Annotated in this window: 13 protein-coding genes; 11 read left to right on the forward strand and 2 right to left on the reverse strand. The window is 33.5% G+C overall.

What is annotated here, in order from left to right; all coding sequences use genetic code 11:
- The 7 genes from AC3ITQ_RS12485 (at nt 1) to yidC (ending at nt 10084) form a co-directional block, all read left to right on the forward strand.
- Complete coding sequence (locus AC3ITQ_RS12485; protein WP_489234556.1) at nt 1–1092, forward strand: GHMP family kinase ATP-binding protein; 1092 nt, start codon at nt 1–3, stop codon at nt 1090–1092.
- A 9-nt stretch (nt 1093–1101) separates the two neighbouring features.
- Nucleotides 1102–1977, forward strand: coding sequence for a sugar phosphate nucleotidyltransferase (locus AC3ITQ_RS12490; protein WP_489234557.1), 876 nt, complete (start codon nt 1102–1104; stop codon nt 1975–1977).
- A 182-nt stretch (nt 1978–2159) separates the two neighbouring features.
- Nucleotides 2160–3533 carry a sugar MFS transporter gene (locus tag AC3ITQ_RS12495; protein WP_489234558.1) on the forward strand — a complete coding sequence of 458 codons (1374 nt, stop codon included), beginning with the start codon at nt 2160–2162 and terminating at the stop codon, nt 3531–3533.
- 33 nt (nt 3534–3566) lie between these two features.
- A complete protein-coding gene (gene nagB, locus AC3ITQ_RS12500; RefSeq protein ID WP_489234559.1) occupies nt 3567–5495 on the forward strand; it encodes a glucosamine-6-phosphate deaminase in 1929 nt (642 codons plus the stop codon).
- Nucleotides 5496–5718: 223 nt separating this feature from the next.
- On the forward strand, nt 5719–5955 hold the full coding sequence (locus tag AC3ITQ_RS12505; protein WP_489234560.1) for a DUF3820 family protein: 237 nt from the start codon (nt 5719–5721) through the stop codon (nt 5953–5955).
- Nucleotides 5956–6472: 517 nt separating this feature from the next.
- The gene (gene pyrG, locus AC3ITQ_RS12510; protein ID WP_375032070.1) at nt 6473–8086 is read left to right on the forward strand and encodes a CTP synthase; all 1614 of its coding nucleotides are present in this window, start codon (nt 6473–6475) and stop codon (nt 8084–8086) included.
- Nucleotides 8087–8170: 84 nt separating this feature from the next.
- Complete coding sequence (gene yidC, locus AC3ITQ_RS12515; protein ID WP_489234561.1) at nt 8171–10084, forward strand: membrane protein insertase YidC; 1914 nt, start codon at nt 8171–8173, stop codon at nt 10082–10084.
- A gap of 54 nt (nt 10085–10138) precedes the next feature.
- On the opposite strand, the gene AC3ITQ_RS12520 is transcribed toward yidC, so the two are convergent.
- On the reverse strand, nt 10139–11116 hold the full coding sequence (locus AC3ITQ_RS12520; RefSeq protein ID WP_489234562.1) for a fasciclin domain-containing protein: 978 nt from the start codon (nt 11114–11116) through the stop codon (nt 10139–10141).
- 306 nt (nt 11117–11422) lie between these two features.
- Between AC3ITQ_RS12520 and AC3ITQ_RS12525 the strand changes: the two genes are divergently transcribed.
- Nucleotides 11423–12127, forward strand: coding sequence for a toxin-antitoxin system YwqK family antitoxin (locus tag AC3ITQ_RS12525; protein ID WP_489234563.1), 705 nt, complete (start codon nt 11423–11425; stop codon nt 12125–12127).
- Nucleotides 12128–12255: 128 nt separating this feature from the next.
- A complete protein-coding gene (locus tag AC3ITQ_RS12530; protein ID WP_489234564.1) occupies nt 12256–12813 on the forward strand; it encodes a DUF4956 domain-containing protein in 558 nt (185 codons plus the stop codon).
- Here AC3ITQ_RS12530 and AC3ITQ_RS12535 read toward each other — a convergent pair whose 3' ends face one another.
- Entirely contained in the window at nt 12814–14703 is a 1890-nt protein-coding gene (locus AC3ITQ_RS12535) for a PEP/pyruvate-binding domain-containing protein (protein WP_489234565.1), read from the reverse strand.
- 143 nt (nt 14704–14846) lie between these two features.
- Here AC3ITQ_RS12535 and mnmA point away from each other — a divergent pair, with 143 nt between their 5' ends.
- Both mnmA and AC3ITQ_RS12545 read left to right on the forward strand, forming a co-directional pair.
- A complete protein-coding gene (gene mnmA / locus AC3ITQ_RS12540) occupies nt 14847–16034 on the forward strand; it encodes a tRNA 2-thiouridine(34) synthase MnmA (protein WP_489234566.1) in 1188 nt (395 codons plus the stop codon).
- A 45-nt stretch (nt 16035–16079) separates the two neighbouring features.
- On the forward strand, nt 16080–17687 hold the full coding sequence (locus AC3ITQ_RS12545; protein ID WP_489234567.1) for a S8 family serine peptidase: 1608 nt from the start codon (nt 16080–16082) through the stop codon (nt 17685–17687).
- Nucleotides 17688–17693 lie beyond the last annotated feature (6 nt).

Here is a 17693-nt window from a genome sequence, read left to right on the forward strand (position 1 = left end):
GTGATAAAAATTACTTCATTAGCCCCGGGTCGAACATGTCTCTTTGGAGATCATCAGGATTATTTAGGATTACCCGTGATAGCCTGTGCTATAAATAGAAATATAAAACTAGTTGCCGAAGAAAATAAAACTAAAACGTTTGTTCTTAATATGATCGATATCAATGAAAAACGTGTTATTGATATCGATGCAACTTTTGAAAAACTGGAATCCAGGGATTATTTTGCCTCATCGCTTCGTGTTTTGCGCAGGCATGGCTGTATACCAACGGTAGGGTACGATATTACTGTTACAGGAGATATTCCAATTAATTCAGGAACATCGAGTTCGTCAGCTTTATTAATGGGATGGATTCAATTTTTAATTACGGCCTTTGGAGTTGATGACGAAGTAACACCAGAGTTTATTGCTAAAATTGGATATGCTTCAGAGGTTTTGGAACATGGGGAGCCAGGCGGAATGATGGATCATTTTAGTATTGGAGTAGGGAATATTGTGTATATTAATACAAAAGATCCTTTTTCGTATAAAATTATTGGGACTAATTTGAAAGGCTTAATTACTGGAGTTTCAGGCGTTCCTAAAGAAACGATTGGACTGATTGGTGAATTGAAAGGAAATGCTTTAATGGCAATTGATATGGTAAAGCAGCATTTTCCGGCCTTTGATTTGAATACTTCTGAAATTGGAGATATTGATCGTTACAGAAATTGTTTGCCAGACCGGTTAATTCCGTTTTTTGAAGCAGCGTTAAAGAATTATCATTATACCAAAGAAGCTTTAAAAGAATTTGAAAAACCAGTTTTAGATCTTAAAAAAATTGGGGAATTAATGAATCAGCATCATGAAGTTTTGCGTGATTTATTAAAAATTACAGTTCCGCGAATTGATGATATGATAAATGCGGCCTTACGAGCTGGTGCCTATGGAGCTAAAATTGTAGGTTCTGGCGGCGGCGGAAGCATTGTCGTAATTGCGGATCCTGCAAAAGAAGCGACTGTAATTGAGGCGATTTTGAAAGCCGGAGCACAGGAAGCATATGGTGTTACCGTTGATCCGGGTGTGAGAATTATTGAAAATATTGAAATTTAAAAAATAAATATGCACAACAATTTAGTTATTCTTGCGGGCGGAGCATCTTCCCGTATGAAAAAAGAAGCCGTTTTAGATAATTTATCTCCAGAAGAAATTGCACAGGCTAATGAAAGAAGTAAGGGTTTGATTGGGGTAGGAGCAAGTGGGAGACCCTTGCTGGATTATCTTTTATTGAATGCTAAAAAAGCGGGTTACAGAAACATCTATATTATTATAGGAGAACAAGGTGAGTTGTTTAAAGAGTTTTATGGAAACCAGAATGAAAACAACAATTTTCATGGCTTAAATATTTCATTTGCTGTTCAATATATTCCTGAAGGCAGAGTAAAACCTTTTGGTACTGCTGATGCTTTGTTTCAGGCAGTAGAACAATTTCCGGAATTAAATACTCAGGAATATTCAGTTTGCAATAGTGATAATTTGTATTCGGCGAAAGCTTTATTGGCGTTAAGAGAAACAGAAAGTCCAAATGCTTTTATCAGTTATGATCGTGATGCTTTAGAATTTCCTTCTGAAAGAATTTCGCGTTTTGCTATTGCCAAATTAGATCAGAATAATCAATTATTGGACATTTTAGAGAAGCCTACAGCAGACGATTTGGAGCATTATAAAGATGTTGATGGAAAAATAAGAGTGAGTATGAATGCTTTCAAATTCAATGGAGTCACTTTGTATACGCATCTTAAAAATTGTCCTGTAAATCCGGAAAGGGATGAAAAAGAATTGCCGACAGTGCTTTTGAATTCGGTTAAAGCAAATCCGAATACAACTTTAGGTATTCCTTTTTCTGAGCACGTTCCAGATTTAACGGCTAAAGAAGATATTGCCGATGTAAAAGAATATCTAAAAAAGCATTATCCGGTTTTAGACTGGAATGTTTAACAAATATTAACACAAAATTGATATTTAAAGTAGTTACGGGTAGTGTATGTTACCTAATTTTTGCTTTACTTTGCAAAAAAAACGCAATAAAGTGTGTTTAATTTGCAAAATTGTCGCAAAAGTGTTGGTGCTATTTTAGATGGATAAAAGTATAATCTATTAACAATCAACCAAAAAGTATTATGTCAAACATTGAAAGTATCATACAAGTAGAAAAAAGGAGTGCAATTCTTCCGATGGTTATTCTGACCGCATTGTTTTTTATTCTCGGATTTGTAACCTGGTTAAACGGTCCTTTAATTCCATTTTTTGAGTTAGCTTGCGAGCTTTCTTCTTCACAGGCTTACTTTGTAACTTTTGCCTTTTATATTGCCTATTTTGTAATGGCAGTTCCGTCATCATGGGTGATTGAAAAAGTGGGATACAAAAACGGTATCTCTTTAGGATTATTGATCATTGCATTCGGCGCATTTATGTTTTATCCTGCTGCTGGAAGCCGTACGTTTTTACTGTTCTTAATAGCACTTTTTGTTATGGGAACTGGTTTGGCAATTTTACAAACGGCTGCGAATCCTTATGTAGTAGTTATTGGTCCAAGAGAAAGTGCAGCAGCCAGAATAAGTGTTTTAGGAATCGCCAATAAACTCGCTGGTTTTGTGGCGCCACTTATTTTGACAGCATTGGTTTTGTCTAATATGCAGGAGTTTACAGCCGATAAAATTGCGATGCTGGATTCCGTTTCAAAAGCAAATGCTTTAAATTCTCTTGCATTACAATTACAAAGACCTTATCTTTATATGGGATTGATAATTACGGTGTTAGCTTTGTTAGTTAAGCTTTCTCCGCTTCCTGAAATTGATTTGGACGAGGAAGGTAATATTTCAAATTTAAGTATTTTCAAACAAATTAAAAATGCATTCAGACGCCCTCAATTGGTTTTGGGAGTGATCACTTTAATGTTGTATTTGGCTGCCGAAGTTTTGGCTGGAGATTCAATTGGAGGCTTCGGAAAACAATTGGGAGTCTATGGAGAGGAAGGAAATTTTTATCTAAAGTTGACTTCTTTTACTATGTCAGCAATGGTTGTGGGATATATTTTAGGAATAACGTTGATTCCGAAATATCTATCGCAGGTTACGGCTTTAAAAGGTTCAGGGATTTTAGGAATCATTTTGGTTTTAGCAATTGTTATTATTTCACCTAAATTAACGATTCAATTGCCTGGAGTTCCAAATCTGCCAATTGTAATTCTTTTAGTAGCATTACTTGGTTTGGCAAATGCACTTTGCTGGCCGGCAATTTGGCCAATGGCTCTTGAAGATTTGGGAGGATACACTAAAATTGGAAGTGCCATTTTGATTATGGGAATTATTGGAGGAGCTATTTTTCCTTTATTATATGGATTAATTACAGAAACTATAAATACATCAAATATTGCAGCCGGAACTCAGGATGTTTCAAGAAGCGGAAATCAGCTTGCGTATTTAATGCTATTGCCATCGTATATAATGATCCTTTTCTATGCAGTTAAAGGTCATAAATACCGAAAATGGTAGAATAAACTAGAGAAATTAAATAAAAACTATATCATGTTAAAAAGTAAAATCGACAAAGCAACAGGATTCGAAAAACGATTCGAAAACATCAACACGGTTGTTTTTGAAAATTCTTCTGATGCTTCAAAAGCAGTGGCTCAGGAAATTGCGGCTTTAATTCAATCCAAGCAAAAAGAGAATCAACCTTGTATTTTAGGTCTTGCAACTGGTTCTTCTCCAAAAGGATTGTATGCAGAATTAGTTCGTTTGCATAAAGAAGAAGGATTGAGTTTTAAGAACGTAATCAGTTTTAATTTGGATGAATATTATCCGATGGAACCGAACTCAATCAACAGTTATGTTCGTTTTATGAAAGAATTACTGTTTGATCATGTCGATATTTTACCTGAAAACGCCCACGTTCCCGACGGACTTTTAACAAAAGAACAAATTGCAGATTATTGTCATGATTATGAAGCTAAAATCGAAGCTTTAGGTGGAATCGATTTGCAGATTTTAGGAATTGGAGGAAACGGGCATATCGGTTTTAACGAATCGGGTTCGCTTCAAAACTCTAAAACACGTTTAGTAGCTTTAGATCATATTACAAGAGTTGCGGCAAGCAAAGATTTCTTCGGATTAAGTAATACACCAAGAACGGCAATAACGCTTGGAGTGAAAAAAATCATGGAGGCTAAACAAGTTATTTTGATGGCTTGGGGAGAAGGGAAATCAAACATTGTAAAAAAATCGGTAGAAGATGAAGTGACGAATCGAGTACCAGCTTCATTTTTGCAGGAACACAACAACGCCGTTTTTATTTTAGATAAGGAAGCTTCTTCAAAGCTAACCAGAATCAACAAACCTTGGTTGGTAGAAAAAGTAATCTGGACAGATAAATTAACCCGTAAAGCAGTTTTAGGATTGGCACTTCAGCTTAAAAAACCAATTTTAATGTTAACTGATGCTGATTATATCGAAAACGGAATGAGCGATTTATTGGCAGATTCTGGCCCGGCTTACGATATCAATATTAAAATCTTTAATAAGCTTCAAAATACAATCACGGGCTGGCCAGGAGGAAAGCCAAATGCCGATGATTCTAATCGTCCGGAAAGAGCTGAACCGGCTAAAAAACGTGTATTGATTTTTAGTCCACACCCTGATGATGATATTATTAGTATGGGAGGAACTTTTATGCGTTTGCAGGAGCAGGGACATGAGGTTCATGTAGCGTATCAAACTTCAGGAAATATCGCTGTAGCGGATGATGAAGCATTACGTTTTGCAAGATTCGTGATTGATTACAACGAAAAATTCGGAATCAAAAGTGCTCAGGCAGATGATATTTACCAAAAAGCGGCGACTTTCTTAACCAATAAAAAGAACAGCGAAATTGATATTCCGGAAGTACGTTATATAAAAGGATTGATTAGAAAAGGAGAAGCGAGAGCAACAAGTCATTTTGTTGGATTAACAGACGATCAAATTCATTTTATGGAATTGCCATTTTATGAAACAGGAACAATCGAGAAAAAACCACTTGGAAAAGAAGATATTCAATTAACGATGGATTTAATTGAAAAAATCAAACCACACCAAATATACGCGGCTGGAGACTTAGCAGATCCACACGGAACACATAAAGTATGTCTGGATGCTATTTTTGAAGCTGTAAAAGCTTTAAAACCAAAATCATTCATGGATGATTGCTGGTTATGGTTATATAGAGGAGCATGGCAGGAATGGGGAATTGACGAAGTCGAAATGGCGGTACCAATGAGCCCGGATCAGGTTTTGGCAAAACGTCACGGAATCTTTAAACACCAGTCTCAAAAAGATGGTGTAGTTTTTCAGGGAACTGATGCAAGAGAGTTTTGGCAAAGAGCTGAAGACCGAAATGCAGAAACAGCAGCATTATACCAACAATTAGGTTTGGCAACTTATGCTGCTATGGAAGCTTTTGTGAGATGGCATTACTAAGTTGCTAAGATTCTAAGGCTTTAGCTTTAAAAATATTCGCTACGAATTACATTAATTTTCACTAATTAAATTCGAGCTAATTCGTGAAATTCGTGGCAAAAGAACGCATAGATTATAAAAATCATTTTAATCTGTGGCAAAAAATAATAGCTTTGTACCAACAAGAAGCAAGAAAGAGAATAAATTTATATTCTTTTCTCTTGCTTCTTTCTTCTTAAAAAAAATGGAACAAGACAAAAAACTGCTCATAAAATTAGCTCATACCAAAATGCCTTTCGGGAAATACGAAGGTCGTTTTTTAATTGATTTACCTGAATATTATGTGGTTTGGTATCACAACAAAGGTTTCCCCAATGGAGAATTAGGGCAACAATTACAGCTTGTTTATGAATTAAAATTAAATGGTTTGGAAGAATTGATACGTAATATTAAAAAGCAATATCCGAAACTAATTAAATAGTAGGAAAAATCTTTGGTGGTTTAATTTTTTTTATTTAAGTTTGATGTATATAATATTATAATTTTTAAAAACTAATTGATACCACAGAATTCAAGACTGAATTTGTAAATGTGTACAAGTCAATATTTTGAAATTATAATAGACATAAAAAATATTATAATTTTTAAAAACAAATTGGCACCACAGAATTCAAGACTGAATTTGTAAATGTGTACAAGCCGATTTTTTAAAATTATAATATTTTTTTATGCTTAAACTTTCCTGTAAACTTATAATTTAGGCAGAAAGTGAAATGATTTTTCAGTTATTATGAAATTGGAGCGTAATAATTAGTGTCAATTTAAATACATTCTTCAAAAATAATCCTAATAAATTCTTAAAATTATCGATTACAAAAGCAATTAATCATTCTGTTTAAAAATTTGCAAATTATCTCATTCTCTTATTGACAAATTATCTAATTAAATTTGTACTTTTGCCAAGTTTTTTACACAACTACAATACAAACAACAACAGAATGAATCAAACAAAATATATTTTTGTTACAGGCGGTGTGACTTCTTCATTAGGAAAAGGAATTATCGCGGCATCTTTAGCAAAATTGTTACAAGGAAGAGGATACCGTACAACTATTCAAAAATTTGACCCGTATATCAATGTAGACCCGGGAACATTAAATCCGTACGAACATGGTGAGTGTTATGTGACAGATGATGGTGCTGAAACGGATTTAGATTTAGGTCACTACGAGCGTTTCTTAAACGTTCCAACTTCTCAGGCTAATAACGTTACTACAGGAAGAGTTTATCTTTCGGTTATTGAGAAAGAAAGAAGAGGAGAGTTTTTAGGAAAAACAGTTCAGGTTGTTCCTCATATTACTAACGAAATCAAAGACAGAATGCAATTGCTGGGTAAATCTGGCGATTATGATATTGTTATTACTGAAATTGGTGGAACAGTTGGTGATATTGAGTCTTTACCTTATATCGAGTCTGTTCGTCAGTTGGTTTGGGAATTGGGTGAAAATAACGGAATCGTTATTCATTTAACATTGGTTCCTTATTTGGCTGCTGCAGGTGAGTTAAAAACAAAACCGACACAGCACTCTGTAAAAACCTTGATGGAAAGTGGTATTAAAGCAGATATTCTAGTTTGTAGAACAGAACATGAACTTTCAGATGAATTGCGTAATAAACTAGCATTATTCTGTAATGTAAAAAGAGAAGCCGTAATTCAATCTATTGATGCTTCAACTATATATGAAGTTCCAAATTTAATGCTTGAAGAAGGATTAGATGTGGTGGCTTTGAAAAAATTAGATTTACCTAAAAAAGCAGCTCCGGATTTAAAAAACTGGAATACTTTTTTACGCAGATTAAAAAATCCAAAACATACTGTTAATATCGGTTTGATCGGAAAATATGTAGAAATGCAGGATTGTTACAAGTCAATTTTAGAGGCTTTTATTCATGCTGGAGCTTCAAATGAAACAAAAGTAAATGTAATTTCTATACATTCAGAGCATATTAATAGTGATAATGTTGCTGAAAAATTAGGGCCTCTTGACGGAGTTTTAGTTGCTCCTGGTTTTGGTGAAAGAGGAATCGAAGGAAAAATTGAAGCGGTTCGTTACGCAAGAGAAAATAATATTCCATTTTTCGGAATTTGTTTAGGAATGCAAATGTCTGTTATCGAATATTCAAGAAATATTTTAGGTTACGCTGAAGCGAATTCTACAGAGATGAACGAGAAAACAAAACATCCTGTGGTGAATTTGATGGAAGAGCAAAAAACAATTACAGACAAAGGTGGAACAATGCGTCTTGGAGCCTGGAAGTGTGATATTAAGCCAAACTCATTGGCACATAAAATCTACGGTCAAAAAACGATTTCAGAGCGTCACCGTCACCGTTATGAGTATAATAATACTTATAAAGATGAATTGCAGAAAGCTGGTTTGATTGCATCCGGAGTTAATCCTGATACTGGTTTGGTAGAAATCATAGAACTAGAAAATCACCCATTTTTCATTGGAGTACAATACCATCCTGAGTACAAAAGTACGGTTGCAAATCCGCACCCAATTTTCGTAAACTTTGTGGCTGCTGCAGTTATTGCACATAAAAAATAATAATTAATATTCTCAAAAGGATGTAACGTTTGAGTCGAACTCATTACTAATAGCCTTTAAACGAATAACTTTTTTAAATTAATAATGGAAGAAAAAAAATTTGATCTTAATTCAATCATTGGTTTTGTATTGATATTTGGAATTTTGATTTGGATTATGTACCAAAATCAACCTTCAGATAAGGAAATTGCTGCTGAAAAAGCCAAGAAAGAATTAGTTGCTAAGCAAGAAGCTCAGGCTAAAGCGGATAAAACTAAAACAGCTGTTTTACCAGTAGCTACGACAACAACTCCTGGCGATACAGTTCAATTGGTGCAATTGCAAAAGACTTTAGGCGGTTTTGCTTATTCTGCTACACTTCCTTCTGCAAAAGAAGGTTTTACAACTATTGAAAACGAAAAGATGATACTAAAAATCGCCAACAAAGGTGGTTATATAGTTGAAGCTAAGTTGAAAGAATTTAAAAGATTTGAGAAAAACTCCGGGCAGTTAATAGAATTGATTAGAGATAATAATTCGAATTTAAATATTCAATTACAAACTACAGACAACAGAACGTTAAATTCTAAAGATCTATATTTTGAACCAACATTGACTAAAAATGGAACGGATCAAATCTTAACAATGCGTTTGAAAGCTGGTGCAAACGAATTTTTAGAATATAAATATATCTTAAAAGCAAACGACTACTTAGTTGGTTTTGATGTTCGTTCTCAAGGATTGAATAAAGTCTTAAATTCTTCTAAACCATTAGATTTACAATGGGATTTGAAAAGTTACAGAAACGAGAAAAGTGTTTCTATTGAAAAGAGATATGCTCTGTTAGAATATGAATATGATGATGAAAAATCTAACTATGTAAGCTCAGGTGTAGGAAAAGAAGATACTCCTGAAAAAGTAAGTTATATCGCTTTTAAACAGCACTTTTTTGCTGCTATTTTAGCAACTGATAAGCCATTCGAAAAATCTAAGCTGCAATCTGATGATTTAGTTAAAGACGAAGTTATTGATACAACATTTGTGAAGCAGTTTAGAGCAACAGTTCCTTTAGCTTTTTCTAATGGAGAAGTTGATTATAAGATGCACTGGTATTTTGGACCGGCTGATTATAAAACTTTAAAATCTTACGATAAAAACTTCGAAAAAATCATCCCATTAGGCTGGGGGATTTTTGGATGGATTAATAAATGGATTTTTATTCCATTATTTGGATTCTTAAGCTCTACAGTTGGATTGTCATTAGGAATTGCAATTATCATTTTTACAATTATTATCAAATTGGCTATGTCGCCAATTACGTACAAATCATTCTTGTCACAGGCTAAAATGAAAGTTTTACGTCCTGAAATTACAGAGTTGGGAGAAAAATTCAAAAAAGACCCAATGAAGAAACAACAGGAAACAATGAAATTGTACAACAAAGCAGGAGTTAACCCAATGGCAGGATGTATTCCGGCATTGATTCAGCTTCCGTTTATGTATGCATCATTTCAGTTCTTCCCGTCAGCTTTTGAGTTAAGACAAAAAAGTTTCCTTTGGGCAGACGATTTATCATCTTTTGATGCAGTAGTACAATTACCATTCAATATTCCATTATATGGAAGTCATATTAGTTTGTTCCCAATTTTGGCAGCAATTGCGATTTTCTTTTACATGAAAATGACATCTGGAGATCAGCAAATGGCAGCTCCTCAGCAAGAAGGTATGCCGGATATGGCAAAAATGATGAAAATCATGATTTATGTTTCGCCATTAATGATGTTGATTTTCTTCAATAGTTATGGTGCTGGTTTGAGTTTGTATAACTTTATTTCGAACTTAATTACAATCGGAATTATGTTTGTGATTAAAAATCATATTGTTGATACAGATAAAATTCATGCTCAGATTCAGGAGAATAAATTGAAAGAGCCTAAAAAACAAAGCAAGTTTCAACAACGCCTTCAAGAGGTAATGGAACAACAAGAGGCTGCAAAAAAGCAAGATAAGAAGAAATAGTATTTCTACACATATAAAAAAAACCGCTATTTTAAAACAGCGGTTTTTTTGTGCTTAAAAATTTGGTAATAAAACTTTGTCTATTACATGAATAATACCATTTGAACATTGCACATCTGTAGCGACAATATTACTTACTCTGCTGCTTGCATCAGTGATTGTTGCGCCACCAGTTAAGCCAATTGTAAAATTTTGTCCGGCAAAGGTGCTTACAACTTGTCCATTTGTTAATGAAGTTGATTGCACATTAGCTCCTGCAACAACATGATATTTTAAAGTGGTCTCTAAAACATTAGCGGGAATAGCAGCAAGTCCTGAAAATTCAGTTTCAGTTAAGAAACTTGTAAAAGCCGCATTTGTGGGGGCAAAAACAGTAAACGGTGAACTAGCTGTTCCTGATAGTATTCCTGCAAAACCAGATGAAGGATTGAAAGTTAAAGCAGCAACAAGGGTAGTGAAGTTTTTATTGGCTACGGCATGATTAACAATAGTAGGTAATCCGATAACGCCATCAACTATATGAATAATTCCGTTTGATGCTTCAACATCTGCAGTAGTGACTGTTGCTCCACCATTTGTTTTTCCACCATTGATATCGACACCAGAGCCTTTTTCAAGATACATACTTATGGTATTTGAAGATGAAGCACTTCCTTTTGCTAAAGTCTTTACATATCCCGTGGCAATTTCTGTCGATTTTACTTTCGTAATTAAAACATGATTTAATAATATTTCTTTTAGAGCGGGAACAGGAACTGCATTTAAATTGGCATAACCATTGGCAGTTAAAAATGCACTAAAAGCGGTATTAGTAGGTGCGAAAACGGTATAAGAACCGGAAGAATTTAGTGTGGTTGCCAAATCAGCTTTTTCAAGAGCCGCAACCAAAGAGGTTAGATTAGGATTTGCTTTCGCAATAGAGACGATCGTTTGGGGTTGTTGAGATGAATCATCATCATCATTGTTACATGAAATACTGACGAAAGCAATTAATGCCAATAAAGCAATTAATTTAATTTTGATTGTTTTCATAATATTGATTTTTTGTTTGTTACTGCTAAGTTATTTATTTTGTTTAACAATTTTGTAAAAACATTAAACAATTATTTATTTTAATATTAATTTAACTTTTTTGTTTAATGGTTTTAATGTGTTGGTTTTCAGTGTTTTTTAATTGTTTTGTGGTTTTTTTTGTACTTCCTTGTTTTTTTATGAGCCAGAAAAGTTAAACAGAATTTAAACTTGATTTTAATTAAAAAAAGCGCAATTAATGTTGAAATGATCCTACTTTTGTAAATACTAAAAAATAATTTTTGCTGTTATATAGAAAAACGAATTATGAGAAAATTTTGGATTTTATTGTTAATAAGCGCTGCCGCCTTTTCACAAGATTTCAACAAACTTGATACTAATGGAAAAAAAGACGGAGTTTGGAAAGGAACTTATGAGCTTTCGAAACGCCCGCGTTATGAAGGAACTTTTAGCCACGGAAAAGAAACTGGACTTTTTAAGTTTTTCGATGATACCAAAAAAGGTGATGTTGTAGCAACACGAGATTTTACTTCTAATGATGGAAGTTCGTATACTATTTTTTATGATCAGAATAATAACAAAGTAAGCGAAGGTAAAGAAGTGGGTAAGGCTCGTGAAGGGGAATGGAAATATTATCATAAAGCTTCTAAAGTGGTTATGACGCTTGAAAATTATAAAAACGGAAAACTGGAAGGTGTGAGATCTGTTTTTTATCCGGACTCTAAAATAGCGGAAGAAATGACGTATAAGAATGGTTTAAAAGAAGGAACTTATAAAAAATACGGTCAAAATGCATTGCTTCTAGAACAAAGTACTTATAAAAATAATGAATATAACGGTGAAGCTGTTTTTTACGATTCTGATGGAGTTATGGCTTCTAAGGGAAAATTTTTAAATGGGAAGAAAGTTGGAATGTGGCAGTTTTACTTAAAAGGAAAGTTAACCAAAGAAGTAAATATGAGCGACCCAAAAAGCAATTATAAAGCGGATTCAAAACCTAAAATGGAATAATAGTTCCCGAAATTGCTCGAGTAAAAAAAAATTTTTGCCACGAATTCACGAATTTAAATATTGATTTATAAATTCGTGAATTCGTGGCAAACTTTTTTCTAAATTTGATTTGCTAATACTTTGAGTAAATGGATTTAAACGAACTTACAGGAAGATTTTTATTATTGTTTTTCTCAATTTTGGTTTTGTATTTTTTCTCTAACAGAAAAGATAATGAAACCATAAATCCGCTGATGGTAATTGTTGGGCTTTGTACATTTTCGCTTTGCTATTTATTCACCAAAATAGAAATTGGAGTAGGGATTGGTTTCGGGTTATTTGCTATTTTTTCAATTCTTAGATTTAGGACACAGTCTTTTACCGTAAATGCTATTATTTTTCTCTTTGCAACTATTACGCTTTCTATTTTAGATATCATGTATCCGTATGAAAAAATTGAGGTGTTACTGTTTTTTCAGGTTATCATTATTGGATTTTACATTTTTGCTTCTATTTTAGTCAATAAAAAAGCTTCTAAATATTTGAATATTGTGGACGTGAAAATTCCATTTGAAGGTGATTTTTTGTTAGAGAATCAAAGGATTCGTCAATCGATTCAACAAAAAATTAATGTTGAGGATTTTGATTTTAAAATCATCCTGATCAATATGGTTTCAAATGAAATAGATTTGCAGGTTTTCTACTGATTATTCATTAAAAGGCCGTACTTGTTTAATATATAAATCACGGTTTTCTCCAACTATTTTAAATTCGATATCGACTGGATTTAATCGGTTCTTTTTCCAATAGCGATTCATTTGAGTTTCAATTTTTTGACTGACAAGATTTAGTCTGATCATTTCTTTTCTATTTAACAAAGGCTCATTATTGTTCAGATTAGAATTTGATGTGTAATCGACATTGAACTCTTCGTCTTTAGTTTGAGTTGGTAAATAGTATGCAGTGAATTGTTCACAGATTTCTCCTTTTGCAGGTTTAACAACGGAGTTTTCTCCTTTTTGTATATTAGCAGTAATACCCGGGAAATCTTTTCTGAAGATGTTTTGTGTAATTATTACACCATTGGCTATTTCATCAGGAAAAGAACGGTGTACTAAAACACCCATGGCTATACTTTGTTGATCGATTCCAAAAAGTTCTCTTTCAGTGTAGGAACCTTCATTCCAGACACTCGCCCAAACTTGTTTAATTGCCTTTTCGAAAGTCTTTATAGTATCACCTAAAATTCCAGTTTTAGAATCGTAAAGACCAGCTCCGTTAAAATCATCTAAATCTTCAGCATTGGTAGAGGATCTGAATCTGAAATTTTTAAAAGTGGCATTTTTATAAGTTTCATTTAGCTTTCTAATTAAATTAGGATCAATAGGTTCTTTTTTAATCGCATCTCGAATTTTTTTAAGTTGATGATTAACCCAAACTATTGAATCTTTGTTTTGATTAGCCAAAAGTTCCTTAATTAACGATGAAATTAATTTTTTCTGAACGTGCTCTGTATAGTAATAAAACGGAATAGCGCGCGCATTTTCGGGAGTTTTAAACGGAAGATCTTTGGCAATATCTTTTGAAATTGCAATTAAATACGCCATATTCTGAGCTTTGGAACCAATAAAATTCACACCTTTCTTTGGAATAGTATTCAAATCGACCAAATCGGTTACACTATTGTCAACTAGTAATTGTTTCTTTTTTGGAACGGGTTTTTGAGCTATTTTTTTATTAGTTTCTTTGATATAAAATGTGTCGATTTCTATTTTTAGTTCCACTTTTTTCGAAATCAATCTTTTAATATTGTTGTCTTTAAAAACATTCGTATAAGCCATAACTGGAATTTTTCTGTTTTTACCTAAAAGTACCAAATGACTTAATGGCGTTTGAAGTTCATTCACAATAATTCCTCTTACATCAGGTAAAATATCTGGCGTTCCATCCAAAATTATGATTTCATCAGGGTTTGGCTGTACCTTTTCTAAATCTTTTATTTTGTATTGCTTGAGAAGGCCAACGGTGCTTCCTGAAACGACTTCCTGGTAAGTGATATCATTAAAAATGTAATCTGATTTTACACAGGGGATTTTGAATTTATTTTGCTGAAACCATTCCATTTTTTCAGGATTATTGAGATAGAATTTTAAATCCGGACCAATGAAACTGGATTTTAAAATTAAATTGTAAAAGTTTTCAATTAACGGAACAGGCATGCGATCTGAAGCCGCTAATTCGAAAATCCATTTTTCAGTCCCTTTAATATGATTGAGATTTCCTAATAGATAATTTCTGCCTTTTTCGGTATCGCTATAATTTTCTTTGTTAAAGATATCGACTTCTTTATCATAACTTAAATAGTTGGTTACAAAGTCATAATGATGAGAAATTAAAGCACTATTGAAATAATACATTTTTTTAGATTTCAGATCATAAACAATTTTTACGGATTCGATATTGGAGAATTTATCCGATAAAGGTTTACCTCTGAATGCCTTGTAGGCTTCGTAATTAGACAAAGTAGCGCTGTAATTTTGAGCACTCAACGAATTAATTAGAAAGAGAAAAATAAAGCTGTAAACAAATTTTTGCATGACATTTTTATTGATGATTAAAAGTAATTAAAAAAAACGATAGGTTTTGTCTACTATGGGATTATATAAACTAATCAAAACTGCCAGAATTATCTAAAATATGGTTTATCTTTGCACCCTTGTAAAAATATAAACGATTTAGAATGAAACGTGTAGTAGTTGGACTTTCTGGTGGAGTAGATTCGAGTGTTGCAGCTTATTTATTGCAACAACAAGGATACGAAGTTATTGGCCTTTTTATGAAGAACTGGCATGATGACTCGGTTACTATTTCTAACGAATGCCCATGGTTAGAGGATAGTAATGACGCTTTACTAGTTGCTGAAAAACTCGGAATACCGTTTCAAACTGTCGATTTAAGCGAAGAATACAAAGAAAAAATCGTTGATTATATGTTCAACGAATATGAAAAAGGGAGAACTCCAAATCCGGATGTGCTTTGTAATCGTGAAATAAAATTTGATGTTTTCATGAAAATTGCCTTAAGTCTTGGTGCTGATTACGTAGCAACGGGGCATTATTGTCAAAAAAGTGAAATTGAAGTTGATGGAAAACCGGTTTATCAATTGATTGCCGGAGCTGATAACAATAAAGATCAGTCGTATTTTTTATGTCAATTGTCACAAGAACAATTAGCAAAAGCATTGTTTCCAATTGGCGCCTTAACAAAACCGGAAGTGCGTGAAATTGCTGCTGAAATGGATTTGGTAACCGCTGAAAAGAAAGATTCTCAAGGATTATGTTTTATTGGAAAAGTACGTTTACCGGAATTTTTGCAACAAAAATTGCAGCCTAAAGAAGGTAAAATTGTTCAGATTGATAAAAACGATCCAATTTATAATATTGAAAAACCAGCTGGTTTATCATTAGAAGAGGAATTGAAATTAGAAGCTCAGAAACGTGCTTATCTTCCAACAATGGGAAAAGTAGTGGGTAAACATCAAGGTGCTCATTATTTTACTATTGGACAAAGAAAAGGTTTGAACGTTGGTGGAACAACTGATCCATTATTTATTATTGCAACGGATGTTGAGACCAATACAATCTATACAGGTTTAACCAGCAATCATCCTGGTTTATTCAAAAAAGCATTATTCATCGAAAAATCTGAGGTGCATTGGATTCGTACCGATCTGACTTTAAAAGCTGGTGAAACAATGGAAGTAATGGCGAGAATTCGTTACCGTCAGCCTTTACAAAAAGCGACTTTGCTTCAGTTTGAAGATGGAATGTATGTTCATTTTGATGAACCACAATCTGCTATTACTGAAGGTCAGTTTGTTGCCTGGTATTTCGATGATGAATTAGTTGGTTCGGGAGTAATTTCTTAGCTTTATACTTTTTTACGGAGGCTATCCCTCTAAAAAAAGTAAACTATGAAATACTGTTTCACGTTTGTTTTATTCTTGTCTTCTATTGTGATGTTTTCGCAGGAAGAAGACGCATGGGTTTATTTTAAAGACAAGCCAGGTGCGCAACTGTTTTTAGATAACCCTTTAGATATGCTTACTCAACGTTCTTTAGATCGAAGAACGAATCAGAATATACCACTGACCAATTCTGATGTTCCTGTAGAAAAAAGCTACATAAGTCAAATAAAAGCGAGCGCAGGAATTACCATTATGGCAAATTCAAAATGGTTAAATGCACTTCATATTCGTGGAAATCAGGCTGATATTTTGGCACTAAAATCATTTTTATTTGTTGAAAAAGTTGTATTTGCAAATAAGGCTTTAAGTACTACTTCTAAAAAAGTATCAGAGCATAAGAAGACGCAAACAAATGACAAGCTGAAAACAACTATTGATTTTGCTTACGGAAATTCTGCAAGTCAAATTCAAATGCTTAATGGCCAGGCTTTACATAAACAGAATTATACTGGTACGGGAAAAATAATTGCAGTTTTAGATGCTGGTTTTCCAGGTGTAAATACAGCGCAGCCTTTTCAAAATCTTCAAACTAATAATCGTATTTTGGGCGGTTATGATTTTGTTAATAGAAATGTCAATTTTTATACAGGAGATAGTCATGGAACTTTAGTACTTTCAACTATGGGAGGTTATAAAGAGAATGAGTTGATTGGTACGGCTCCTAATGCTTCGTATTACCTGTTTATAACCGAAAATGATGCTTCTGAAAATCCTGTTGAAGAATCGCTTTGGGTAGAAGCGGCTGAAAAAGCAGATAGTTTAGGAGTAGATATTATTACCACTTCATTGGGGTATTTTGAATTTGATAATGCCAGTTATAGCCATACTTACAGTGATATGAACGGAAGTACTAGTTTTATTTCTCGTGGTGCAGAAATCGCTTTCAGTAAAGGAATTATCGTGGTAGCTTCAGCAGGAAATGAAGGCAGAACGGCTGAACCTCATATTGGAGCTCCGGCCGATGCAGTTTCAGTTATTACAGTTGGTTCTGTTGATGCTGCAAAGATAAAATCTAATTTCAGTTCAATTGGCCCTAGTTTCGATAATCGAATAAAACCAGACGTCATGGCGCAGGGAACAGGGACGGTTGTTTCTGATGTATTAGGAAATATTGGGACTTCTAATGGAACTTCATTTTCATGTCCGGTAATGGCGGGAATGATTGCCTGTTTATGGCAAGCGTTTCCAGATAAAACAAATAAGGAAATTCGACAAATGCTTTTGGAAATTTCTGATCGATTTGTAAATCCAAACAATGATTATGGATATGGAATTCCAAATTTCGGATCTACTTTAGGGGTTGGAAATTTTCTGGTTTCTTCTAATTTTTCAGTATTCCCGAATCCAGCTAGAACTTTTGTTTCTTTTTCTTTGTCAAATGAAAATTATGAAGCATTAGTCTCCATTTACTCCGTTTTAGGGCAAAAAATAATCGAGAAACAAATTACAAATCAAAACCCAATTCTTTCTGTAGAAGCATTAAAAAGTGGACTTTATTTCTATACTTTTGATGCTGAAGGGTTACATAAAACCGGAAAGATAATCAAACAATAAGAATCT

It is taken from the genome of Flavobacterium sp. KH_001 (assembly GCF_057840745.1).